The organism is Saccharothrix sp. CB00851, assembly GCF_001905065.1.
Classification (GTDB): domain Bacteria; phylum Actinomycetota; class Actinomycetes; order Mycobacteriales; family Pseudonocardiaceae; genus Actinosynnema.
Genome location: NZ_LWLC01000065.1, coordinates 43,481 through 66,095 on the forward strand (window position 1 = coordinate 43,481; position 22,615 = coordinate 66,095).

A 22,615-nucleotide genomic window follows, 5' to 3' on the forward strand; every position below is an offset into this window, starting at 1 on the left:
CTGGTGCTGGCCATGCCGTGCGAGGTAGGGCTGGCCACCGTCCAGGTGGGACAATGGCCGCGGTCGGGTGGAACGGGGACGTCGTGGCGGTGTGGGTGCGGCTCGCCGGGGTGGGGCTGGCCAAGGTGCGGTTCGCCTACTCACCGGTGTTCGAGACCGTGATGGCGGTCGACGGGCTGCGCACGCCGGGCGCGCACGCCGTGCACCTGCCGTGGGTGCGGTGGGCGCGGGAGCGGCTCGACGGCATCGACGGGGTGGACACGTTGCTGGCCAAGCTGGAGGGTCCCGCGAAACCGGCCGACCTGATGCCCGTACCGAACGTGCGGATGCCCGACCTGGACGCCGAACTGCGGCAGGTCGCGCGACCCGAGGCCGACGTCATCCGGCGTTGCCACGACCGGCTCATCGCGCCGCACTGGAAGCGGATCACCGCGGTGCTGGAGGCCGACATCGCGGCGCGGGCCGCGACCCTGGCCGACAAGGGCGTCGAGGCGGTGTTCCCCGACCTGCACCCCGAGGTCACGTGGGCCGACGGCGAACTGGTCCTGCACCGCAAGCCCGAGCACCGGGTCGACCTGGCCGAGCACGGTCTCGTGCTGTCCCCGAGCGTGTTCTGCTGGCCGAAGGCGTGGATCGCGATCGACCCGGTCGGCCAGGGCGTGCTCCGCTACCCGGCCCGCGGCATCGGCACCCTGTGGGAGGACCGGGGGACACCGCACGACCTGGCCGCCCTGATCGGCCGCACCCGCGCCCACCTGCTCACGTTGCTCGAAGCGCCGAAGAGCACGGCGGACCTGGCCGCGGCGCTCGGCGTCACGGCGGGTGCGGTGTCCCAGCACCTCGGCGTGCTGCGGGCCGCACGCCTGGTGACGACCCGCCGTGAAGGTCGGCACGTGCTGCACATGCGCACCACCCGTGCCGACGCGCTGTTGAGCTAGTTCCGGTGCGGGACGCTCGCCGAGCGATTCCGGCGACTCCCGCGCTCACCGGTCCCGGCGGCGCACGGAGGTGACGGCGCCTGCGGGTTCTCAGCGGCCTCGCCGCACCGCGAGAGGCTTCGAGCCGGGCGGCCCGAGGGGCGGAACACGCGGCCGCCCGCGGATTCCGCCCACTCGGTGAGCGCCCGCTGCGGCGACCCGCGGACGGAGGCGGCCAGGTCCACAGAGGACTGAAGGGGTGCCGTCGACCGCAGCGCGCCTGACCTGGGGTACCAACGCCTACCTGGGCCACCGTGCACGACGCGCGGTCGGAGCGAAGGCCGGCGGAAAACGCCGAAGCAGAGGTCCCCGGCAAAGGGGACCCCTGCTTTTATGTTGCCACAAGGGTCTGACAATTTCGGGTGTCAGAGGCCGGTGCGGCGGTCGGCTGTGGACTAGTGCTGCGCCACCCGGCGGGGACGGCCCGAGCCGCCGCGGTCCCGGTCGGAACGGCCGCCGCGGAAGCCGCCGAAGCCGCCACCGCTGCCGCCGCCGTTGCGGCGAGGGCCACCGCCGCCACCACGACGGGCGCGCACCGGGACCTCCGGCTCCACGACCGGAACCCCGCTCGGCACGCGGGCACCCGTGATGCGGACCAGCTCCTCGTCACCCGGACGGACCTTGGTCGACGTCGGACGGATGCCCGCCCGCGACGTCAGGCCCTGCACGGCCCGCCGCTGGTCGTGCGTGACCAGCGTGACGACCGTGCCCGACTGGCCGGCCCGCGCCGTGCGACCGGCACGGTGCAGGTAGTCCTTCGGGTCGGCGGGCGGGTCGACGTGGACCACGAGGCTCACGTCGTCCACGTGGATGCCGCGCGCCGCCACGTCGGTGGCGATCAGCACCGGCATGGTGCCCTCGCGGAACTGGCCCAGCACACGCGTGCGCGCACTCTGCGCCTTCCCGCCGTGCAGCGCACCGGCGTGCACGCCCATCGACCGCAGCTTCTTGGCCAACCGGTCCACGTGGTGCTTGGTGCGCACGAACATGATCGTGCGACCCTCGCGCGCGGCGACCTCGGTGACCACGTTCTGCTTGTCCTCGGCGGACACGAACAGCAGGTGGTGCTCCATCGTGGTGACGCTGCCCGTGGGCGGCGAGACCGAGTGGACCACCGGGTCGTGCAGGTACTGGCGGACGAGCTTGTCCACGTCGCCGTCGAGCGTGGCGGAGAACAGCAACCGCTGGCCGTTCTGCGGCGTCAGGTCGAGGATCGCCCGGACCTGCGGCATGAAGCCCATGTCCGCCATCTGGTCGGCCTCGTCCAACGCGGTGAACATGACCTCGGACAGGTCGGCCGTGCCCTGCCGCACGTGGTCGGACAGCCGGCCGGGGGTGGCGATCAGCAGGTCGACACCACGGCGCAGCGCGTCGACCTGACGCGGGAACGACGTGCCGCCGACGACCGTGCGGCACCACAGGCCCAGCGCGCGGGCGAACGGGCTGAGGGCTTCCTCGACCTGCATCGCCAGCTCACGGGTCGGCACGAGCACGAGCGCGCGCGGCTTGAGCGGCTTGGCCCGACCACCGGTCAGGCGGGACAGCAGCGCAAGGCCGAACGCCAGCGTCTTGCCGGAGCCGGTCTGACCGCGACCGAGGATGTCACGACCCGCCATGGCGTCCGGCAGCGTGGCGGCCTGGATGGGGAACGGCTCGGTGATGCCCGCCTGCTCGAGCGCGCGGAGCAGCTCGTCGGACAGGCCCAGCTCGGCGAACGAGGGCAGCGGGCCCTCGGGCATCGTGCTCTCGACGTGTTCGGGGATGGTGGTCGTCAGCTCCGCGGTGGGAGCGGGACGACGGTTGCCCTGGCCTGGGCGCCGGTTGCTGCGGGGCTTGCGGAACTGGGGGCGCTCGGAACGGCCTTGGGACATTGTCGGCAAAACAAACCTCCGGGACACGGCACGTCTCGAGGATTGCTCTGCTTGAGCAGGCGCGATCGCGGGGACGGGCCCGGCGCGCGGATCGCGCCGATAGTGGTTGGGAAGCACCACCGGCCACTCTGGCGGCCTGGGGCGCTCTGTGGCGCCACCGGGCGGTGCACCACTCAGTCTAGCTGATCACGCGCCGGAGTTCGTCATCCCGGCGGTGTTCTCGCGCACACGGGTGGTGAACGCGGCGATCCCGCGCACGTTCCCGGTGCTCGTGAGAATCCTCAAAAGTGCACGTCACAGGGCATAGGCGTGCACCTCACGCCCGCAATCCGACGCGATGCGCACCAACTGAACGGAGCAACCGCGGATCCGCGCGGTGACCACTTCGGGTGTGCGACCCCGAAGTGGTCACCGCGACCTCAGCGCAGACCGGCCAGGTCCAGCAGCATCTCGGTGACGCCGTGCGGCTCCGCCAGCTCCGGCGCGAGGCCGCGCGCGGTGAACCAGCCGGCCACGTTGCGCACGTCCCGTTCCAGGAACTCCGGCCCGCGCGGGTTCGCCACCAGGTCCACCACCTGCGGCAGGTCGATCACGACCAGCCGACCGTCGTGCACCATCAGGTTGAACGCGGACAGGTCCCCGTGGGCCATCCCCGCGGACGCCATCACGCCCAGCGCGTCCACCAGCTGCCGCCACAGGTCGAGCAGCTCGTCCGGCTCCGGCCGCAGCTGCGCCAGCCTCGGCGCCGCCGCGCCGTCCGTGCCGACGAACTCCAGCAGCAGTTCGGTGCCGTCGCGCTGCACCGGGTAGGGCACGGGTGCGCCCGACTGCCACAGCGTCGCCAGCGCGGCGAACTCGGCCACGGCCCACCGCTCGGCGATGAGGTTGCGGCCGAACGCGCTGCGGTTCGCCATCGCGCGCATCTCCCGGGACCGCCGCATGCGACGGCCTTCGAGGTAGCCCGCGTCCCGGTGGAACAGCCGGTGGTCGTTGCTGCGGTACCGCTTCGCGGCCAGCAGGCACGACCGGTCGGTGCCGGGCAACGCGCGTTCCAGCAGGAAGACGTCCGCCTCCTTGCCGGTCTTCACGATCCCCAGCTCGCGGTCCACCGCGGACAGGTCCGTGACCAGCCACTCCGGGTGCGGTTTCGGCCCCTGGTCGGCGTCGCCCCAGGTGGACCAGCGGTCGCCGTCCTCCGGGACGTCCGCCGCGACGGCGTCCTCCCGCATTTGGGCGAGGCGGTCCTTGGCCTCTTCGGTGAGCCGGCCGCGACGGCCCGGCTCGACGTCGCCCTCGGTGCGGGCGGAGGCCTTCTTCGCTTTCTTGGCACGCCACTTGAGGTCGTCGGCGTGGTCGAACTCGGCCTCGAAATCGGTGTACTGATCGTGCTCGCGCACTGGATGAGCTCCAGGTGAAGTGGGAGTGATCGCCCCCACCCGGCGCGGTGTGGTCCTTCGCGCGGGTTCGCGTCAGGCGAGCGGGGCGAGCGGACGGGTCGGTGCCACGTCCCGGACAGCTGTCGCCATCTGGCACCTCCTCGACTCCGCCGTGGTCTGCCACCACCGGCGCTCTTCGCGTACGGGCACAGGCTGCCCGGCCGTGCCGCGCGGGCGCAACCGATTTATCGCGTCTCCACGCGGTAGCCGGCGCGTTCGCCCAGCCAGGCCGCCGCCAGCTGGCGGATCACCAGCGAGTCGTGCCGCAGCACGCGTTCGTCGTGCCACTGCGAGGCGCGCGGCGCGACGGCCAGCATCCGCTCCCGGGCCGTGCCGCTGAAGTCCACCAACGCGGCCACGGCGTCGTCCACCTCGTCCGGCCGGAGAGGGGTCGGCGTCGTGGTGCCCGGCAGGGTGAGCGCGGTGTCCGCGAACGTCGCCGACGTGCCGAGGTCGTGCGCGAGCTGGTGCTCCAGCGACTCCGCGTTGATCTGCCGCTGCCGCCACGTCCCGTCGGCCAGGGCCAGGCGCAGGCCGAGCAGCCGGGCCAGGCACAGCCCGGACCACACCCGCTTCAAGGTCTCCGGCGCGTCGAGCGCGTCGGTCCGCAGGTCCTCGGTGACCCCCCGCAACTGGGCGGGGGTGACCGGTGCCGGGAGCGTCCTGCCGGAGGCGTCGTCGGGTGTGTCGGTGGTCACCCGCGCATTCTGTCATCACCCTCACGTGAGGTGACAAATCCCGACGTTCCGTCACGCAAATGGCGGTCAGCGGTGTGAAAACGACCGTCGGTAATCCTTTGGGGGCACACCCACCACGGCGGTGAAGTGGTGACGCAGCAACGCGGCCGTGCCGAAGCCGCTGCGGTGCGCCACGTCCTCCACGGTGAGCTGCGTCTCCTCCAGGAGCTGGCGGGCGCGCAGGACCCGTTGGGTGGTCAGCCAGCGGTGCGGCGTCGTGCCGGTCTCGGCGGCGAAGCGGCGGGCGAACGTGCGCTCCGACATGTTCGCGCGCTCGGCCAGGCTCGTGACGGTGTGCTCGGCGTCGAGCCGGTCCTGCAGCCACGCCAGCAGCGGCTGGAGGCTGTCGGCCTGGTTCGGTGGCGTGGGCAGCGCGACGAACTGGCGCTGGCCGCCCTCGCGTTGAGGTGCGACGACCATGCGGCGCGCGATGGTCGCCGTGACGGCCGCACCGAACTCGCGACGGACCACGTGCAGGCACGCGTCGATGCCCGCGGCCGTGCCCGCGCTGGTCACGATGTCGCCGTCGTCCACGAACAGCACGTCCGGGTCGACCTTGGCGTCGGGGAAGCGCTCGGCGAGCGCGGCGGCGTGGTGCCAGTGGGTGGTGCAGCGGCGGCCCTCCAGCAGGCCCGCCGCGCCGAGCACGAACGCGCCCGTGCACACCGACAGCAGCGTGCTGCCCCGTCGGTGGGCTTCGCGGACGGCTTCGAGCAGTTGGGGCGGGTACCCCTGACGGGTCGTCACGGCGGCCACCGCGACCAGGTCGGCGTCGACCAGCGCGTCGAGGCCGTGCTCGGGGATCAGGGAGACGCCGATGCTGGTGCGCAGCGGCTTGCCGGGGCGCTCGGCGCAGACCCGGAAGTCGATCGGTGGCACGCCGTCGTCGGTGCGGTCGACGCCGAAGACCTCGCAGACCACGCCGAACTCGAACGGTGCCACGCCGTCCATGACGACGGCGGCAACGGTGCGCAGCATGCCATCACACTACTTGGCAGGATCTTGACGCACAACGGCAAGACTGCCAATTGTGGCGGATTCTTGCGCATCGCACAGTTAGTGCCATGACTTCGATCCTCATCGCCCTGGCGGTCGTCGCCCTCGTGGTCTACGGCCTGGAGCGCAACCACCAGCGACAACTCCACCTGGGCTCCCGGCTGGCGGGCAGTGCTCAAGCCGGGGACCGCGACGCGCCGCGCGTGCTGGCCGACCTGCGAGCCACCGCCGCGCACTCGACCCCGAACCGCGCCGACCAGCGCCGGCGGGCCGTGCCCGTGCGCCCGGTCCACCCGGTCCGTTCGGCGTGAGGCGCGCGGACCGTCAGACGATCAGGTCGGCGGTCCGCGCGCCGGTCGGCTCGACCCGGAGCCCGGCCCGGACCGCAACCCTGATCAGCCCCTTGAGGTCGGTGGGCTCGGACCGCGACTTGACGATCGCCTGCGCGAGCCGGCCCTTGTGCGCCTTGTTGAAGTGGCTCACCGCGTTGCGGCGCCCCTTGCCGTCCTCGGTGACCACGCGGACCACGGCGGCGCCGGGGACGCGGGCCAGCGAGGTGTACGGACTGGACCGCAGGTCGACCACGAACTCGTCGGCCGCCGCCAGCACCGGTTCCAGCGCGGGCCGCCACAGCCCGCCGAGCGGCCCGACGGACGGCAGCACGCTGCCGCCGGACAACCGGTAGGCCGGGATCGGATCGCCGCCGCCGACGACGCCGAACAGCGCCGAGGCCACCGAGAGGCGGGCGAAGGCCCGTGACTTCTCGGTCTTGGTCAACTCCTCCAGTGCCAGCGCGTCGTACAGCACCCCCGTGTAGCGGGCCAGCGCGGGCAGCGTGGGGGAGCGGCGCAGCTCGGCGTTGCGCCCCACCTCGCCGGCCTGGCGTTCGGACAACCCGAGCACGGCCAGGCTCGCGGGCACGTCGGCGGCGAGGTCGACCAGGGCGTCGACCAGCTTGCCGCGCACCGGCGTGAGTTCCGGGTGCGAGAGCAGGTCGAGGTCGAGCGGCGCACCGGACCCACCGAGGGCCTTGGTCTCCGACGGGGGCAGCAGTACCAACACGACGGCCAAGCCTATGCGCCCACCCCGACCGCTCCCCTCCGGCGCCCGCCTCAACCGAACACAGCCCAGCCCCGCCCCCGGCCACCGCTGAGCCCGGCCACCGTCCACCCCGGCCGCCGCTGAGCCCGGCCCAGCCATGCCCCCCGCCAGCCCTGCCGGCACCCGGCCCGACCGGTCCCCCCGGATCCGGCCCGCCCCGGCCCGGCCCCCGGCCCCCGGCTCAGCCCAGCCCGACCGAGCCCGGTCCCCGGCTCAGCTCGACTGGCCCACGCAGAACTGGTTGCCGTCCGGATCCGCCAGCACGGTCCAGGTCAGGCCCGGCACGGTGTGCTCGGCGACCTCGGTCGCGCCCAGCTCCACCAGCCGTGCCACCTCAGCCGCGCGGTCGTCCACGTGGGAGTCGAAGTGCACCCGGTTCTTGCCCGGTGTCGGGTCGTCCACGCGCTGCAACGCCAGTGGCGGCGCGCCCTCGCCCGTCGGGGCGAGGATGAGGAACTCGCCCCAGTCGTGCTGGATCGACGTGCCGAGCGCCTTGGTCCAGAAGTCCGCGAGCCGCCGCGGGTCCGCCGTGTCGATGGTGATCATGTCGATGCCGATGGTCATGGCCGGGCACGCTAGACCCGACCACCGACAATTCCGGCCCCGCGCGTCGACCGGGAACCCGTTGGAACTGATCAGACCCGGTTCACTACCCTTTCCCGGACAACCCGCCCACGAGGAGCGCCCACCGTGATCACGAGGATGTCGTCGCTGTTCCTGCGCACCCTGCGCGAGGACCCGGCCGACGCCGAAGTACCCAGCCACAAGCTGCTGGTCCGCGCCGGCTACGTGCGCCGCGTCGCGCCGGGCGGTTACTCGTGGCTGCCGCTGGGGCTGCGGGTGCTGCGCAACATCGAGCAGGTCGTGCGCGAGGAGATGGACGCCTTCGGCGCGCAGGAGATCCAGTTCCCCGCGCTGCTGCCGAAGGAGCCCTACGAGGCGACGAACCGGTGGACCGAGTACGGCCCCAACCTCTTCCGCCTCAAGGACCGCAAGGGCGCCGACTACCTGCTCGGCCCCACCCACGAGGAGCTGTTCGCGCTCACCGTGAAGGGCGAGTACTCCTCGTACAAGGACTACCCGGTCACGCTCTACCAGATCCAGACCAAGTACCGCGACGAGGCGCGTCCCCGCGCGGGCATCCTGCGCGGCCGCGAGTTCCTGATGAAGGACTCCTACTCCTTCGACCTCGCCGACGAGGGCCTGGCGCAGTCCTACCGGCAGCACCGCGAGGCCTACATCCGCATCTTCGACCGGCTCGGCCTGGAGTACGTGATCGTCTCCGCCACGTCCGGCGCGATGGGCGGTTCGGCGTCGGAGGAGTTCCTGGCCGTCGCCGAGACCGGCGAGGACACGTTCGTCCGCAGCACGGAGTCCGGCTACGCGGCGAACGTGGAGGCCGTGGTCACGCCCGCGCCCGCCGAGCAGGACCCGGCGACGAAGCCCGAGGCGCAGGTCCACCACACGCCGAACACGCCGACCATCAAGACGTTGGTGGACTTCCTCAACGCCAACACCGACCGCACCTTCACCGCCGCGGACACCCTGAAGAACGTCCTGGTGAAGATCAAGAAGCCCGGCGAGGAGGACTGGACGCTGCTGGCCATCGGCCTGCCCGGTGACCGCGAGGTCGACGTCAAGCGCCTCGAAGCGGCGTTGGAGCCCGCCGAGGTGGCCATGCTGGAGGACGCGGACTTCGCCCGCAACTCCTTCCTGGTCAAGGGCTACATCGGCCCGGCGGCGCTGCAGGCGAACGGGGTCGAGTACCTGGTCGACCCGCGCGTGGTGCGCGGCACGGCGTGGGTCACCGGCGCGGACAAGGCCGACCACCACGTGGTGGACCTGGTCTGCGGCCGCGACTTCACCCCCGACGGCACGATCGACGTGGCCGAGGTCCGCGAGGGCGACGCGTCGCCCGACGGCAAGGGCGTGCTGGTCTCGGCGCGTGGCATCGAGATCGGGCACATCTTCCAGCTGGGCCGCAAGTACGCGGACGCGTTCTCGCTGGACGCGCTCGGCCCGGACGGCAAGCCGATCCGGATCACCATGGGCTCCTACGGCATCGGCGTGTCCCGCCTGGTCGCCGTGATCGCCGAGCAGAGCCACGACGACCGCGGCCTGATCTGGCCGCGCAACGTGGCGCCCGCCGACGTGCACGTGGTCGTGGCGGGCAAGGACGAGACGCTGCTCGCGGGCGGCGAGAAGCTCGCGGGCGAGCTGTCCGCAGCGGGCCTGAAGGTGCTGCTGGACGACCGCAAGGCGAGCCCGGGCGTGAAGTTCGCCGACGCCGAGCTGATCGGCGTGCCGACGATCCTGGTGGTGGGCCGCGGCCTGGCGAACGGCCTGGTCGAGGTCAAGGACCGCCGCACGGGCGAGCGCGAAGAGGTGCCGCTCGACAACGCCGTCCAGCACCTGCTGAACGTCGTCAAGGGCTGAGCCGCTCCGGGCGGGCACGCGCGTGCCCGCCCGGACTTCAACCCGACACAGCCCGCAGCACGGTCGTCGTGTCGGACAGGTCCTCCAGCACGACGTGCGCGCCCGCTTCCCGCAGTTCCTCGGCGCTGCTGCGGCCCGTCGCGACACCGATGGCGACGGCGCCGTGGTGCAGCGCGGCGTCCACGTCGTGCGGCGTGTCGCCGATGACCACAGACCGGAACTCGCGGGTGTGCTTGGCCGTGGCCAGCCGCACGGCCTCCAGGACCAGCGCGGGCCGGTGCTCGGACACCGAGCCGTAGCCGCCGATCTCGAAGTCCAGGTGCTCGTCCAGCCCGAACGCGGCCAGCTTGTACCGGGCGATCTCCACGAGGTTGCCGGTGACCAGCGACTGCACGACGTCCTCGCGCTCCGCCAACGCTTTCAGCGCCGCCAGGGCGCCAGGCAGCACGTGCCCCCGGGCCGGCAGCTGGTCCCGTTCCCGCGTGGCCACGTCGATCAGCGCCGCGTGCATCCGGGCGACCAGTTCCTCGGTGGGCTCCAGGTCGTGCGCCGTCAACAGTTCCCGCGTGATGGCGCGTTCGGTGCGGCCGGGGAAGGTCGGCATGCGCACGAGCTCCAGGCCCGACGTCGCGCGGAACGCGGTGCGGTACCAGTCGCGCCCGATGCCGCGCGCGTCGATCAACGTCAGGTCGATGTCCCACAGCACCAACGTGTTCACGACAGCCGCACGCTCCCCAGGATGCGCTTCACGTCGTCCTCGGACGGTCCCTCGGCCACGTGCGGCCCGCCCTCGGCGACGTTGAGCACGAACACCGACACCTTGGACCCGTTGCGCAGCGCCACCGCGCTGACCGTGGCCTTGGGCGCGTAGCAGGCGTTGGCCGACTTCGGCGTCACCTCGACGCTGACCCGCACCACGTCGTCGTCGGCCGACTCGACCCGCGGCTCGCCGATCTCGGGCGCCGCGCCGTTCACCGTGTACCCGCCCGCCGCGATCCGGTTCACCAACTCGGTGGCGACCTGCTCCGGGTCGTCGTCGATGATCGAACCGGCCGCCGCCTGCGCTTGGATCATGCTGCGCCCCTGGCACTGGAACGGCCGCGACACGTACGACGTGGTCAGCCTGATCCGCCCGGACGCGCCGGCGCCGCTGAACTCCCACGACGGCGGCAGCTCGTAGGCCACGCCCGCCTGCGAGTCGTCCACCGGCTGCCACTCCGGCTCGGGCGTGGACGTGGTCGAAGAGGTCGGTGGCACGGCCCGGTCGTCACCGGAGTTCAGCAGTACGAACGCGGTGACGCCGCCGCCGATGACGAGCACGGCGACCACGGCCAACGCGATCCACAGCGGTGCGCGGTTCGGCCGCTTCGGCGGTTGCTGCTGGTAGACGCCCAGCCCGGTGTAGCTCACCGGCTCAGCGGCTTCACGGAGTCGACCATGACCTGCAGGTCGGCGTCTGTCGGCGGCTTCGGCTCGTCCGGTCCGCCTTCGAGGTCGCCGTTGGCCATGAACACGTGGAAGCCCTTGTCGCCCTTGAGGACCAGGACCTTCACCACGCCCTTGGTGGCCAGGCACTCGTCGCCGGAAGTGGTGGCCACGGCGTCGACCTGCACGCCCTCGATGTTGCCCGCGACCGTCACCGGCTTCGGCTCGCCGAGCTCGACCTCGGACTTCGGCGCGGACTTGTAGTACTGGGTGGCGAGCTTCTGGGCGAAGTCCTTGGCCACCGCGGTCAGGTCGGTCTGCGGCACGACGACACCGCCCGCGCCGCCGCGGGTGAACTCCCGGCCGTCGCAGTCGTACGCGCCGGTGACGGTCAGGCCGATCAGCTTCACGTCCGGCATGCCCTCGACCGGCGCGGAGCTGTTCACCGGCGTCCAGCCCTTGGGCACGTCGTAGCTGTACGACAGCGAGGGGACGGGCAGGCAGTTCCAGCCCTGCTTGGCGGCCTCGCAGCTGGGTGGCGGCGCGCTCGACGGCGTCGACTTGGCCGTGGTGGACGGCTTGGTCGTCGTCGTGGCCGTGCTGCTGGTCGTGTTCTGCGCGATCGGGACCTGGTCGTCCGGTCGGGTCAGCACGTACGCGGTCACGCCGCCACCGACCAGCACGACGACGACGGCGCCGATCGCCAGCCACATCTTGGTCTTGCTCTTCTTGGGTGGCGGCTCGTCACCGCCGGAGAACACCCCGAGACCGCCGTAGGAGCCGCCGTAGTTCTGCGGGTAGACCTGCTGCGGGTAGCCCTGGTCCTGCCGGCCCCAATCGCCCTGGTTGGGCTGGCCGCCCCAGCCGGACTGCCCGTCACCTGGGTATGTCACGGCCAAACCGTACCCGGTGCGGATCGCGGCCAGGACCGCTCCGATTAATTCAGCACGCGTTGACTTCGCCACCCGATCGGACGTAGCCTCTAATTCAACACATGATGAACTACTGAGGAGGACGCCATGGCCGCACTGCACGACCGGCCGCCGTCGGTCATCGCGGTGGCCACCGCCGTCGCGGGCGCGGTGGTCGCGCTCGTCCTGGGCCTGCTGACGTTCGGCGTCCAAGCGACGGTCCACCCGGACGCGGTACCGCTGGCGGTCGCCGTCGGCACCGACGCGCCACCACCGCTGCGCGGCGTCGCGGACAAGCTCGCCGGCAGCGGCACCGCGGAGGTCTCGTGGCGCGTCGCCACGCCCGACGAGGCGAGGGACCTCCTGTCCCGCCAACAGGTCTACGGAGTGCTCGAACTCGCGCCCGACGGCGCCACCGTGGTGCTCTCCGGCGCGGTGAACCCGTCCGGCACGCAGATCGCCCAGCAAGTGCTGTCCGGCGTCGCCCAAGGCGCCGGCATGCGAGCCGAAACCGTCACGCTCAACCCGTCCTCGGCCGCCGGTCGCACCGCGCCGCTGGCCGCGACCGCGCTGCTGTGGATCGCGGGCCTGGTCGCCGCCGCGGCGTTCACCATGGTCGCGCGCAAGGAGACCCCCGTCGGCCGGCTGACGGGCGTCGTCACCACGACCGTGCTCGGCGTCGCCGTCGTGGCGGGCTTCTTCGCCCTCTGGGACTCGGCGCTCCCGCTCACCGCGGACGTGCTCGGTTACCTCGCACTGGTCGGCGCGGCGTTCGCGCTGGTCCAAGGCGCGTTGCTGAGGCTGCTCGGCATCCGGGCGATGGCCGTGCTCGGGCCGCTGTACCTGATGGCGCCCGCCGTCGCGGGCCAGGTGCCGGAGCTGATCGACCCCGTCTACCGGACGCTGCTGTGGTCGTGGACGCCGTTCCGGTTCTCCACCGAAGGGCTGCGCGCGCTGCTGCACGGTGGGTCGCTGGACGCCGCCCAGGTCTGGGTGTTCGCGGGGCTCGCCGCCGCGGGCCTGGCCCTCCTGCTGCTACCCGGGAAGAAAGGTGAACCGGACCTTGCGGACGGGGTTGTCGACGTTGGTGTCGACCAGGCAGACGGACTGCCAGGTGCCCAGCGCCAGCACACCGCCTAGCACCGGGATCGTCGCGTAGGGCGGCACGAGCGCGGGGAGCACGTGGTCACGACCGTGACCGGGGGTCCCGTGCCGGTGCCGCCACCGCCCGTCCGCGGGCAGCAGTTCGCGCAACGCGGCCAGCAGGTCGTCGTCGCTGCCCGCGCCGGTCTCCAGCACCGCCAGGCCCGCGGTCGCGTGCGGCACCCAGACGTGCAGCAGCCCGTCGCCGTCCACGTCGGCCAGGAAGTCCTCGCACGCGCGGGTGAGGTCGTGGACGACCTCGGTCGAGCCGGTGCGGACCTCGATCTCTTCGCTGCGCATGCCTGGAGAGCTTAAAACGCCGTGCGCCGCCGGCGCCCGATCAGGCACGATGCCGTCGTGATCCACACCGCGATCGTCACCGGCGCCAACCAGGGCATCGGCGCCGCGACCGCCAAGGCCCTCGCGGCCCAGGGTGTCAACGTCCTCATCTCCTACCTGCGGTTCGTGCCCGCGCCGGACCCGAGCCTGCCGCGCGAGTACTTCACCGCCCGCGAGTCGGACGCGGACGACGTCGTCGCCGCCATCACCGAAGCGGGTGGCAAGGCGCACGCGCTCGAGATCGACCTCACCGACCCGCTGGCGCCCACCACGCTGTTCGACACCGCGGAACGCGTCTTCGGCCCGGTCGACATCCTGGTCAACAACGCCTCCAGCTGGGTGCAGGACACGTTCCTGGCCGTGGAGACCGACCAGTTCGGCCGGGTGCTCCAAGCCGTCACGCCGCAGACGTTCGACGCGCAGTTCGCCGTGGACGCCCGCGCGGGCGCGCTGCTGATCGCCGAGTTCGCCCGCCGCCACATCGCCCGCGGCGGCAACTGGGGCCGCATCGTCGGCCTGACCTCCGGCGGCCCGCTCGGCTTCCCCAGCGAGGTGTCCTACGGCGCGGCGAAGGCGGCGCTGGACAACTACGCCATGTCCGCGGCCACCGAGCTCTGGCCGCACGGCATCACGTCCAACGTGGTCAAGCCGGGCGTCACCGACACGGGCTGGGTCAACGACGCGGTGCGCGCCGAGCACGACGTCTCCCAGCCCGAGGACGTGGCGGGTGTGATCGCGTTCCTCTGCTCGGACGCCGCCGCGAAGGTGACGAAGAACGTCATCACCCTGCACTAACGCTAATTACTCGCTGGTAACATAGCCGCCGTGAAGGCATCCCGTTTGCGCCGCGGCATGAACCTGTGGCCACCGTTCCTGTTCGCCGGCATCCGCGTGGTCGAGCTGTCCGACGACTACCGCCACGTCAAGGTCCGGATGCGGCTGCACTGGTGGAACCGCAACTACGTGGGCACCCACTTCGGCGGCTCGCTGTTCGCGATGACCGACCCGTTCTGGATGCTGCTCGTGCTCCACCACCTCGGCCGCGAGCACCTGGTGTGGGACCGGGCGGGCGAGATCGAGTTCGTCAAGCCCGGCCGCGGCACCGTCCACGCCGAGTTCCACCTGACCGACGAGCACCTGGACGAGCTGCGCTCCCAAGCCGCGGACAACAACAAGGCCCTGCTCTGGTTCTCCACCGACGTGCTGGACTCCTCGGGCGAGGTCGTCGCCCGCACCCGCAAGCAGGTCTACGCCCGGCGCAAGAACCGCAAATCGGTGGACGGCGCGGTCGCCGAGACCGTGTGATGATCTCATGCGCTCCGCCTTCGGCTCGACCTTCGACGTCCCCCTCGGCTACCTGAACACCGCGAGCGTCGGCGTCCCGCCCACCCCCACCGCCGAGGCCGTCGCGGACGCCGTGCGCCGGTGGGCGGTCGGCGCGGACGGACCGGGCGCCGCCGACGAGCACGCGACCACCGCGCGCCGGGCGTTCGGCCAACTCGTCGGCGTGCCGTCCGAACGCGTCGCCATGGGCGCCTCGGCGTCCCAGCTCGTCGCCCTGGTCGCGGCCGGTCTGCCCGCCGACGCGTCGGTCCTCGTGGCCCGCGGCGAGTTCACCAGCCTGACGTTCCCCTTCGCCGCCCGCGGCCTGCGGGTCACCGAAGTCGATCTCGACGCCATCGTGGCCGAAGCTCCCCGGCACGACCTCGTCGCCGTCAGCGTCGTGCAGTCCGCCGACGGCCGCGTCGTCGACCTCGACGGCCTGCGCGCCACCGGCGTGCCCGTGCTGCTGGACGCCTCCCAGGCCGTCGGCTGGCTGCCCCTGGACCTGCACTGGGCCGACTGGGTCGTGGCCATCGGCTACAAGTTCCTGCTGTCACCCCGCGGCTGCGCCTGGCTCGCGTGCTCACCGTCCGCCCTGGAACGCACCGTGCCCGTCGCCGCGAACTGGCACGCCGGTGACGACCCCTGGGACACCGTCTACGGCCTGCCGCTCCGGCTGGCGCCCGACGCCCGCCGCCTCGACCTCTCCCCGGTCTGGCTGGCCCAGTTCGGTGCCGCCGTGTCGCTGCCCTACCTGGCCTCGCTCGACCTGGCCGCGGTCCGCGACCACAACGTCACCCTGGCCGACGCCCTGCTCACCGGTCTGGGCCTGCCACCGCGAGGCTCGGCGATCGTGTCCCTCGACCTGCCCTCCGACCGCCTCGCGAAGGCCGGCGTGCGCTCCAGCACCCGCGCGGGCCGCGCCCGCCTGGCGTTCCACCTGTACAACACGATGGACGATGTCGATCAGGTGCTCAGGGCGCTCGACTGACCCTCGTCCGTTACCGTGGGTCTTTGTGTCGGTTCCTCCCGAATCACCCGAAGAGGTGACGCAGCGGATCCCGCCCATCCGGCCGTCCGACACCGCGCCCCTGTGGCGGTCGGAGATCGGGCAGCTGGACTCGCTGCTGAGCTCGCCGCCCCCGCCCCGTGGCGGGCCCGCGGCCCCCGCGCCGCGCTCGCGCCGCGGGATGGTGCTCAAGGGCCTGGGCCTGCTCGGGGTGGCCGTGGTGTCCGGGCTGGTGTGGCTGGTCGTGATGCCGAAGAACAACACCCCGACCGGCACACCGGCGACCACGTCCACCCCGGCGGGCGAGTTCGCGTTCACCGCGTCGCCGGACGTGCCCGAGCCGCTGAAGGACAGCGACTGCGCGTCGCACGCCTACGGGCAGACCAAGACGTTCCTGACGAACACGCCGTGCCAGCAGCTCACTCGCGGTCTGTACACGACGACCACGCCTGATGGGCTGAGGGTCTACACGTCCGTGTCGATCGTGCGGATGAAGACGGCCGAGGACGCCGCCAAGCTGAAGGACCTGACCACCCGCGACGGCACCGGCAACGTCAACGACCTGGTCAAGGACGGCGCCGTCCGGGTGCCGAGCCTGACCACCCTGGCCAACGGCGGGTTCGCCGCCCGCCAGCAGGACCGCGACGTGATCATCATCGAATCGGACTCGGTCAAGCACGGCCCCGACGAGACCGCGCACAACCAGCTGATGAAGCGGATCAGCAACGACGCCTTCCGCCTCGCCGCCGACCTCAACGCCTGATCAGCCGACCCCGGCACCCGGGAACGCGATCGAGGTCGGCGTCACCCCGGCCACCTTCCGCCACCGCGTCGCCCGCACCGCCGACACCGTCAACGCGTCCAACGCCGATGTCCGCAACGCCGCGTCACCGGTCCTCTCCAGCACACCGCGCCACGCCACGCACGCATCCGTCTCCACCGCGATCAGCGCCGCCACGGCCGACGCCGCGCTGTCCACCGGCTGGGGCGGCAGGTAGGCCGCCGCCGGGGGTCGGGGCGTGGCACCGGCGTCGCGCAACCACCGCTCCGTCGCGTCCCGCCGAGCCCGGTGGGCCGTGGCGCCGTCCGCCACCGTCGCCGACTGCTGCGGCACCGCGATGAACGCGCTCACCAACCCGTACGTCCACACCGCCGCGTGCTCCGCGGCCAACGCGTCCTGCACCGCCTCCACGCTCACGACAGCGCCTCCACCAGGCTCGCGCACCCGGCCGCCACCGAGGCGACCAACCCCACCCGGTGCGCCTCGACCGACGCCACCAGGTCACCCGCCTGCTTCTGCGCCGCCTGCAACGCGGGCACCAACGCCTCCCGCGACGCGCCCGCCGGCGGTGCCACCGAAGCCGACGTCGACGGCGGCACGGACGCGCCCGGCACCCGCGGCGTGGCCCGGTCGACCTCCGCCTGCAACCGCTCCGCGTGCTCGGTGCGCGCCGCGGCCGTCTCGGGTGCGCCGACGGCCGTGGCCAGCGCGGCGTCCGAGCGCGCCGCCTTCACCAACTCCGCCAGCGGGTCCGGTGGCGGCGGTGGGGGAGGTGGTGTGGTGCACGCGACTGCCAACGGCGCCGTGGCCGTCGCCAGCAGCACCGCGCGCCTGCTGAACGCCGTTCTTCCGATCACGTCCACCGATCCTGCCAGAGCCCCACCCGGCCCCCGCGGCTCGTTCCGCAACGGTCGTGATCGCCCGTGGCACGTGGGAGGCCGCCGGAAGAGATAGTCTGGGCGACCACGGCCGGCGAAGTGCAGCGTCGGCCGGGGTTGCCGTGCCCTCTGCACTCGAAGAGAACTTGGAGTCACCACGTGTCCAGCCCGCCGCGCGGAGAACTCGCCGCGCAGCTAACACCCGTCGTGCGGGAGGCGGTCGAGGCGATCGGCTTCGACCTCGAACTGCTCGACGTGAACCAGGCTGGGCGTCGCAGGCTGGTCAAGGTGGTCGTGGACGGCGACGAGGGGATCGGCCTGGACGAGGTGGCGCAGGCCAGTCGCGCCGTGTCCGCCGCCCTCGACGCGCACGAGCACCTCATCGCCGGGCCGTACACCCTCGAAGTCACCTCGCCCGGTGCCGACCGCCCGCTCACCAGGCCGCGCCACTGGAAGCGCAACCGGCTGCGCCTGGTGAAGGTCAAGCAGCCGGACCAGGTGGAGTGGTTCGGCCGCGTCGGCGATGCCGACGACACCGGCGTCGTGCTGCTGGTCAAGGGCGAGCTGCGCCGCGTCGAGTACCGGACGATCGAGCGCGCCGTCGTCGAAGTCGAGTTCAAGCAGCCGCCGGTCGAAGAGCTCGCGCTCCTCGAAGGCAAGCACCCGAAGGAGGAGTCGGAGTGAACGTCGACATCGCCGCTCTCAGGGCGATCGAACGGGACAAGGACATCCCCTTCGACACGGTTCTCGAAGCCATCGAGACCGCCCTGCTGACCGCCTACAAGCACACCGAGGGCCACCACTCGCACTCGCGCGTCGAGATCGACCGCAAGACCGGCGTGGTGCGCGTGCTCGCGCAGGAGCTGAACCCGGACGGCACCGTGGCCGAGGAGTGGGACGACACCCCCGAGGGTTTCGGCCGCATCGCCGCCACCACCGCCCGCCAGGTCATCCTGCAGCGCCTGCGCGACGCGGAGCACGAGCGCACGTTCGGCGAGTTCTCCGCCAAGGAGGGCGAGATCATCGCCGGTGTCGTGCAGCGCGACGCCCGCGCCAACGCCCGCGGCATGGTCGTCGTCCAGATCGGGGACACCGAAGGCGTGCTGCCGCCCGCCGAGCAGGTGCCCGGCGAGTCCTACGAGCACGGTTCGCGGCTCAAGTGCTACGTCGTTGGCGTGTCCCGCGGCGCGCGCGGCCCGCAGATCACCCTGTCGCGCACGCACCCGAACCTCGTCCGCCGCCTCTTCGCGCTCGAGGTGCCCGAGATCGCCGACGGCACCGTGGAGATCCCCGCGGTGGCACGTGAGGCAGGTCACCGTTCGAAGATCGCGGTCCGCACCACCGTCCCCGGCGTCAACGCCAAGGGTGCGTGCATCGGGCCGATGGGCGCCCGGGTGCGCAACGTGATGAGCGAGCTGGCCGGTGAGAAGATCGACATCATCGACCACTCCGACGACCCCGCCACGTTCGTCGGGAATGCCTTGTCACCGGCGAAGGTTGTCTCCGTACGGGTGCTCGACGAGCGCGCCAAGACGGCACGGGTCGTGGTCCCGGACTTCCAGCTCTCCCTCGCCATCGGCAAGGAGGGCCAGAACGCCCGGCTGGCCGCGCGGCTGACCGGCTGGCGCATCGACATCCGCAGTGATGCGGAGGCCGGCGGGTCCGCTCCGGCGGGCGCGGCGACATCCGGTTCGGCTGAATAGGCAACAGGGGATAGACTTCTCAGTGGTTCAACGTCGGGGATCGGATCTCACGCACATCGGCCCGGTTCGTACGTGCATCGGATGCCGCGCTCGGACGTTGCCCTCCGAGCTGCTGCGCGTGGTGGTCGTGGACGGGGCTGTGGTCCCGGACACACGCCGACGGTTGCCCGGTAGGGGAGCATGGCTGCACCCCGATCCGGACTGCCTCCGCAACGCCGAGAAGCGACGGGCGTTCCCCAGGGCCTTCCGGGTCCAGGGACCGCTCGACGTGGAACGCGTGCGCGGTCACCTGGCGCAGGGTGGGAAGGAGGTCACGGGATCGCCCCGTGACCAGCAGGAAGCAAGGAAGCAGGTCGACCCGTCATGAGTCAGCCGTGAAGCTGAAGACATGAACGCGCGACGTTAAGACGAGGTCGACGGGACTTGCCCGCCGGCCTCCCTCACAGAGGAGTGCAGTGGCAGGTAAGGCCCGCGTGCACGAGCTCGCCAAAGAGCTCGGTGTCACGAGTAAAGAACTACTCAGCAAGCTCGCCGACCAGGGCGAATACGTGAAGTCCGCGTCCAGCACCGTCGAGGCCCCGGTGGCCCGGCGGCTCCGTGACGCCTACGCCAAGGGCGAGTCGAAGCCCAAGCCGGCAGGTGCCCGCCCGGCACCGCCGAAGCCCGCGCCGTCGAGCACCGGCTCGACCTCGGGCGAGACCAGGACCGAGGGCACCCCGCGTCCGTCGGCCCCGGCCGGCAAGCCGGGTCCGCGCCCCGTGCCCGGCCCGAAGCCGATGGCGCCGAAGCCGGTGGCCAAGCCCGCCGCTCCGGCACCCGCGGCTCCGGCCGCGCCCGCCGCGCAGCCGCAGGCCCCCGCGCCCGCGGCGGCCTCGGCCCCGACGCCCACCCCGGCGCCCAAGCCCGCTGCCGCCGCCGCACCTCAGCAGCAGCAGTCCCAGCAGGCTCCGCAGCAGGCGCCGCGGACCAGTGGCCCCGGCCCTCGTCCCGGCCCCCGCGCACCGCAGCAGCAGCCGGCGGCGGCGCAGAACACCCCGTCCGTGGTCCCGCCGCGTCCGCAGGCACCCAAGCCAGCCGGTCCGCGGCCGCCGCGTCCGGGCAACAACCCGTTCGGCGTCGGCGGTGGCGCTCCGGCGCCGCGTCCGCAGGCTCCGCGCCCGGCCGCGCCGGGTGGCGGCGAGCGGCCGTCCGGCCCCAAGCCCGGTGACTCGCGTCCGGCCCCCCGTCCGGGTGGCTCCGGCGGCGCTCCCGGCGGTCCCCGGCCCAACCCCGGCAACATGCCGCCCAGGCCGAACCCGGGCATGATGCCCGGTCGCCCGGCGCCCCGCCCCGGTGGCGGTGGCGGCGGTCGTGGCCCCGGAGGTCCCGGTGGCGGCGGCGGTGGCCGCGGTCCCGGTGGCGGCGGCGGTCGTCCCGGTGGTGGCGGCGGCGCCGGTGGCGGCTTCCGTCCCGGTGGTGGCGGTGGCGGCGGCGGTGGCTTCCGTCCCGGTGGTGGCGGTGGCGGCGGCGGTGGCTTCCGCCCCGGCGGCGGTGGCGGCGGTGGCGGTGGCGCACCGGCCGGTGGTGGCGGCGGATTCCGCGGTCGTCCCGGTGGTGGCGGTCCCGGCGGTCGCGGCGGTGCCGCGGGTGCCTTCGGCCGTCCCGGTGGTCCGGCGCGCCGCGGTCGCAAGTCGAAGCGGCAGAAGCGCCAGGAGTACATGGACAACATGCAGGCGCCGTCGGTCGGTGGCGTCCGCCTGCCCAAGGGCAGCGGCGAGACGATCCGCCTGCCGCGTGGCGCCTCGCTGACCGACTTCGCCGACAAGATCAACGCCAACCCGGCTTCGCTGGTGCAGGTGCTGTTCCACCTCGGCGAGATGGTCACCGCGACGCAGTCCGTCTCCGACGAGATCCTGGAGCTGCTCGGCTCCGAGATGAACTACAACGTGCAGGTCGTGTCCCCTGAGGAAGAGGACCGCGAGCTGCTGGAGACGTTCGACATCACCTACGGCGACGACGCCGGCGGCGAGGAGGACCTCCAGATCCGTCCGCCGGTCGTGACCGTCATGGGTCACGTCGACCACGGTAAGACGCGCCTGTTGGACACCATCCGCAAGGCGAAGGTCGCCGAGGGCGAGGCCGGTGGCATCACCCAGCACATCGGTGCCTACCAGGTCCGCACGGAGCTGGAGGGCAACGAGCGCCTCATCACCTTCATCGACACCCCGGGTCACGAGGCGTTCACCGCCATGCGTGCGCGTGGTGCGAACTCGACCGACATCGCGGTCATCGTGGTGGCGGCCGACGACGGCGTGATGCCGCAGACGGTCGAGGCGATCAACCACGCCCAGGCGGCGGGTGCGCCGATCGTGGTCGCGGTCAACAAGATCGACAAGGAGGGGGCCAACCCCGCCAAGATCCGCCAGCAGCTCACCGAGTACGGGCTGGTCGCCGAGGAGTACGGCGGCGACACCATGTTCGTGGACATCTCGGCGAAGCAGGGCATCAACATCGACGGCCTGCTGGAAGCGATCCTGCTGACCGCCGACGCCTCGCTCGACCTGCGGGCCAACCCGGAGATGGAGGCGCAGGGCGTCGCCATCGAGGCGCACCTCGACCGCGGTCGCGGTCCGGTGGCCACGGTGCTGGTCCAGCGCGGCACGCTCCGCGTGGGTGACTCGATCGTGGCGGGCGCCGCCTACGGTCGCGTGCGCCGCATGGTGGACGAGCACGGCGTGGACGTCACCGAGGCGACCCCGTCGCGTCCGGTGCAGGTCATCGGTCTGACCTCGGTGCCAGGCGCGGGTGACACGTTCCTCGTGGTGGAAGAGGACCGGGTGGCCCGGCAGATCGCCGAGCGCCGCCAGGCCCGCAACCGCAACGCGATGAACGCCGCGAAGCGCAAGCGCGTCAGCCTGGAGGACCTGGACGCCGCGCTGAAGGAGACCAGCGCCCTCACCTTGATCATCAAGGGTGACAACTCGGGTACCGTCGAGGCCCTCGAGGACGCGCTCATGAAGATCGAGGTCGGCGACGACGTCGAGCTGCGGGTCATCCACCGCGGCGTCGGTGGCATCACCGAAGGCGACATCAACCTCGCCGTCGCGGGTAGCGCCATCGTCCTGGGCTTCAACGTCCGGGCCGAGGGCAAGGCCACCGAGCTCGCCAACCGCGAGGGCGTGGACGTCCGCTACTACACGGTGATCTACCAGGCGATCGACGAGATCGAGCAGGCCCTCAAGGGCATGCTCAAGCCGGAGTACGAAGAGGTCCAGCTGGGCCGCGCGGAGGTCCGCGAGGTCTTCAAGTCCTCCAAGGTCGGCACGATCGCGGGTTGCCTCGTGATGTCGGGCGAGATCCGGCGCAACGCCCGGGCCCGCCTGCTGCGCGACAACAACGTCGTGCAGGAGAACCTGCCGATCAGCTCGCTGCGCCGGTTCAAGGACGACGCGACCGAGGTCCGCGAGGGCTTCGAGTGTGGTCTGACGCTCGGCAACTACAGCGACCTGAAGGTCGGCGACATCATCGAGACGTTCGAGATGCGCGAGAAGCCGCGCGCCTGATCGTCTT

Annotated in this window: 24 protein-coding genes; 12 read left to right on the forward strand and 12 right to left on the reverse strand. The window is 72.2% G+C overall.

Going from position 1 to position 22,615, the window contains the following annotated elements:
• Positions 1-53: 53 nt before the first annotated feature.
• Positions 54-938 carry an ArsR/SmtB family transcription factor gene (locus A6A25_RS39900; protein WP_083669058.1) on the forward strand — a complete coding sequence of 295 codons (885 nt, stop codon included), beginning with the start codon at positions 54-56 and terminating at the stop codon, positions 936-938.
• Positions 939-1,372: 434 nt separating this feature from the next.
• On the opposite strand, the gene A6A25_RS39905 is transcribed toward A6A25_RS39900, so the two are convergent.
• The 4 genes from A6A25_RS39905 to A6A25_RS39920 all read right to left on the reverse strand — a co-directional run bounded on the left by A6A25_RS39905 (position 1,373) and on the right by A6A25_RS39920 (position 5,999).
• Positions 1,373-2,848 (reverse strand): DEAD/DEAH box helicase, encoded by a 1,476-nt coding sequence (locus A6A25_RS39905; protein ID WP_083669059.1) that lies wholly within the window; start codon positions 2,846-2,848, stop codon positions 1,373-1,375.
• Positions 2,849-3,267: 419 nt separating this feature from the next.
• Positions 3,268-4,245 carry a serine protein kinase RIO gene (locus A6A25_RS39910; RefSeq protein WP_073899491.1) on the reverse strand — a complete coding sequence of 326 codons (978 nt, stop codon included), beginning with the start codon at positions 4,243-4,245 and terminating at the stop codon, positions 3,268-3,270.
• A 224-nt stretch (positions 4,246-4,469) separates the two neighbouring features.
• A complete protein-coding gene (locus tag A6A25_RS39915) occupies positions 4,470-4,982 on the reverse strand; it encodes a hypothetical protein (protein WP_073899493.1) in 513 nt (170 codons plus the stop codon).
• Positions 4,983-5,048: 66 nt separating this feature from the next.
• A complete protein-coding gene (locus A6A25_RS39920) occupies positions 5,049-5,999 on the reverse strand; it encodes a GlxA family transcriptional regulator (RefSeq protein ID WP_073899495.1) in 951 nt (316 codons plus the stop codon).
• Between the two features lie 86 nt (positions 6,000-6,085).
• Here A6A25_RS39920 and A6A25_RS39925 point away from each other — a divergent pair, with 86 nt between their 5' ends.
• A complete protein-coding gene (locus tag A6A25_RS39925) occupies positions 6,086-6,328 on the forward strand; it encodes a hypothetical protein (protein WP_073899497.1) in 243 nt (80 codons plus the stop codon).
• A gap of 13 nt (positions 6,329-6,341) precedes the next feature.
• Here the strand turns inward: A6A25_RS39925 and yaaA are convergent, their stop codons facing one another.
• Together yaaA and A6A25_RS39935 are read right to left on the reverse strand one after the other, a co-directional pair.
• Positions 6,342-7,079, reverse strand: coding sequence for a peroxide stress protein YaaA (yaaA, locus tag A6A25_RS39930; protein ID WP_073899837.1), 738 nt, complete (start codon positions 7,077-7,079; stop codon positions 6,342-6,344).
• A gap of 252 nt (positions 7,080-7,331) precedes the next feature.
• Positions 7,332-7,682 carry a VOC family protein gene (locus A6A25_RS39935; RefSeq protein ID WP_073899499.1) on the reverse strand — a complete coding sequence of 117 codons (351 nt, stop codon included), beginning with the start codon at positions 7,680-7,682 and terminating at the stop codon, positions 7,332-7,334.
• Between the two features lie 126 nt (positions 7,683-7,808).
• Between A6A25_RS39935 and A6A25_RS39940 the strand changes: the two genes are divergently transcribed.
• On the forward strand, positions 7,809-9,554 hold the full coding sequence (locus A6A25_RS39940) for a proline--tRNA ligase (RefSeq protein ID WP_073899501.1): 1,746 nt from the start codon (positions 7,809-7,811) through the stop codon (positions 9,552-9,554).
• Between the two features lie 37 nt (positions 9,555-9,591).
• On the opposite strand, the gene A6A25_RS39945 is transcribed toward A6A25_RS39940, so the two are convergent.
• The 3 genes from A6A25_RS39945 to A6A25_RS39955 are packed head-to-tail and all read right to left on the reverse strand — an operon-like array spanning position 9,592 to position 11,872.
• The gene (locus A6A25_RS39945) at positions 9,592-10,272 is read right to left on the reverse strand and encodes an HAD family hydrolase (protein WP_073899502.1); all 681 of its coding nucleotides are present in this window, start codon (positions 10,270-10,272) and stop codon (positions 9,592-9,594) included.
• Positions 10,269-10,964 carry a hypothetical protein gene (locus tag A6A25_RS39950; protein ID WP_073899504.1) on the reverse strand — a complete coding sequence of 232 codons (696 nt, stop codon included), beginning with the start codon at positions 10,962-10,964 and terminating at the stop codon, positions 10,269-10,271. Before A6A25_RS39950 ends, A6A25_RS39945 begins: the two co-directional genes overlap by 4 nt.
• On the reverse strand, positions 10,961-11,872 hold the full coding sequence (locus tag A6A25_RS39955) for a hypothetical protein (RefSeq protein WP_073899506.1): 912 nt from the start codon (positions 11,870-11,872) through the stop codon (positions 10,961-10,963). The genes A6A25_RS39950 and A6A25_RS39955 overlap by 4 nt, the downstream gene beginning before the upstream one ends.
• A 126-nt stretch (positions 11,873-11,998) precedes the next feature.
• Here A6A25_RS39955 and A6A25_RS39960 point away from each other — a divergent pair, with 126 nt between their 5' ends.
• Entirely contained in the window at positions 11,999-13,030 is a 1,032-nt protein-coding gene (locus A6A25_RS39960) for a hypothetical protein (protein ID WP_073899508.1), read from the forward strand.
• On the opposite strand, the gene A6A25_RS39965 is transcribed toward A6A25_RS39960, so the two are convergent.
• Positions 12,926-13,333 carry a YjbQ family protein gene (locus A6A25_RS39965; protein WP_073899510.1) on the reverse strand — a complete coding sequence of 136 codons (408 nt, stop codon included), beginning with the start codon at positions 13,331-13,333 and terminating at the stop codon, positions 12,926-12,928. The two genes, A6A25_RS39960 and A6A25_RS39965, sit on opposite strands and share 105 nt — an antisense overlap.
• Positions 13,334-13,390: 57 nt before the next feature.
• On the opposite strand from A6A25_RS39965, the gene A6A25_RS39970 reads away from it, so the two are divergent.
• From A6A25_RS39970 to A6A25_RS39985, 4 genes are read left to right on the forward strand one after another with little or no spacing between them, the layout of a single operon-like run.
• Entirely contained in the window at positions 13,391-14,167 is a 777-nt protein-coding gene (locus tag A6A25_RS39970) for an SDR family oxidoreductase (protein ID WP_073899838.1), read from the forward strand.
• A gap of 30 nt (positions 14,168-14,197) precedes the next feature.
• A complete protein-coding gene (locus A6A25_RS39975; RefSeq protein WP_073899512.1) occupies positions 14,198-14,677 on the forward strand; it encodes a DUF4442 domain-containing protein in 480 nt (159 codons plus the stop codon).
• Between the two features lie 7 nt (positions 14,678-14,684).
• On the forward strand, positions 14,685-15,686 hold the full coding sequence (locus A6A25_RS39980) for an aminotransferase class V-fold PLP-dependent enzyme (protein ID WP_073899514.1): 1,002 nt from the start codon (positions 14,685-14,687) through the stop codon (positions 15,684-15,686).
• A 25-nt stretch (positions 15,687-15,711) separates the two neighbouring features.
• Positions 15,712-16,467, forward strand: coding sequence for a hypothetical protein (locus A6A25_RS39985; protein WP_143193722.1), 756 nt, complete (start codon positions 15,712-15,714; stop codon positions 16,465-16,467).
• Here the strand turns inward: A6A25_RS39985 and A6A25_RS45130 are convergent, their stop codons facing one another.
• Positions 16,468-16,902: a ferritin-like domain-containing protein gene (locus A6A25_RS45130; RefSeq protein WP_241829172.1), complete on the reverse strand. Its 435-nt coding sequence runs from the start codon at positions 16,900-16,902 to the stop codon at positions 16,468-16,470. It abuts the gene before it with no gap.
• Entirely contained in the window at positions 16,899-17,342 is a 444-nt protein-coding gene (locus A6A25_RS45135) for a hypothetical protein (RefSeq protein ID WP_241829173.1), read from the reverse strand. The genes A6A25_RS45130 and A6A25_RS45135 overlap by 4 nt, the downstream gene beginning before the upstream one ends.
• Before the next feature lie 180 nt (positions 17,343-17,522).
• Here A6A25_RS45135 and rimP point away from each other — a divergent pair, with 180 nt between their 5' ends.
• From rimP to infB, 4 genes are all read left to right on the forward strand, one after another.
• A complete protein-coding gene (gene rimP / locus A6A25_RS39995; protein ID WP_073899518.1) occupies positions 17,523-18,047 on the forward strand; it encodes a ribosome maturation factor RimP in 525 nt (174 codons plus the stop codon).
• Positions 18,044-19,066: a transcription termination factor NusA gene (gene nusA, locus A6A25_RS40000; RefSeq protein WP_073899520.1), complete on the forward strand. Its 1,023-nt coding sequence runs from the start codon at positions 18,044-18,046 to the stop codon at positions 19,064-19,066. The genes rimP and nusA overlap by 4 nt, the downstream gene beginning before the upstream one ends.
• Positions 19,008-19,433 carry a DUF448 domain-containing protein gene (locus A6A25_RS40005; protein WP_083669075.1) on the forward strand — a complete coding sequence of 142 codons (426 nt, stop codon included), beginning with the start codon at positions 19,008-19,010 and terminating at the stop codon, positions 19,431-19,433. Before nusA ends, A6A25_RS40005 begins: the two co-directional genes overlap by 59 nt.
• 88 nt (positions 19,434-19,521) lie before the next feature.
• The gene (infB, locus tag A6A25_RS40010) at positions 19,522-22,608 is read left to right on the forward strand and encodes a translation initiation factor IF-2 (protein WP_073899522.1); all 3,087 of its coding nucleotides are present in this window, start codon (positions 19,522-19,524) and stop codon (positions 22,606-22,608) included.
• Positions 22,609-22,615 lie beyond the last annotated feature (7 nt).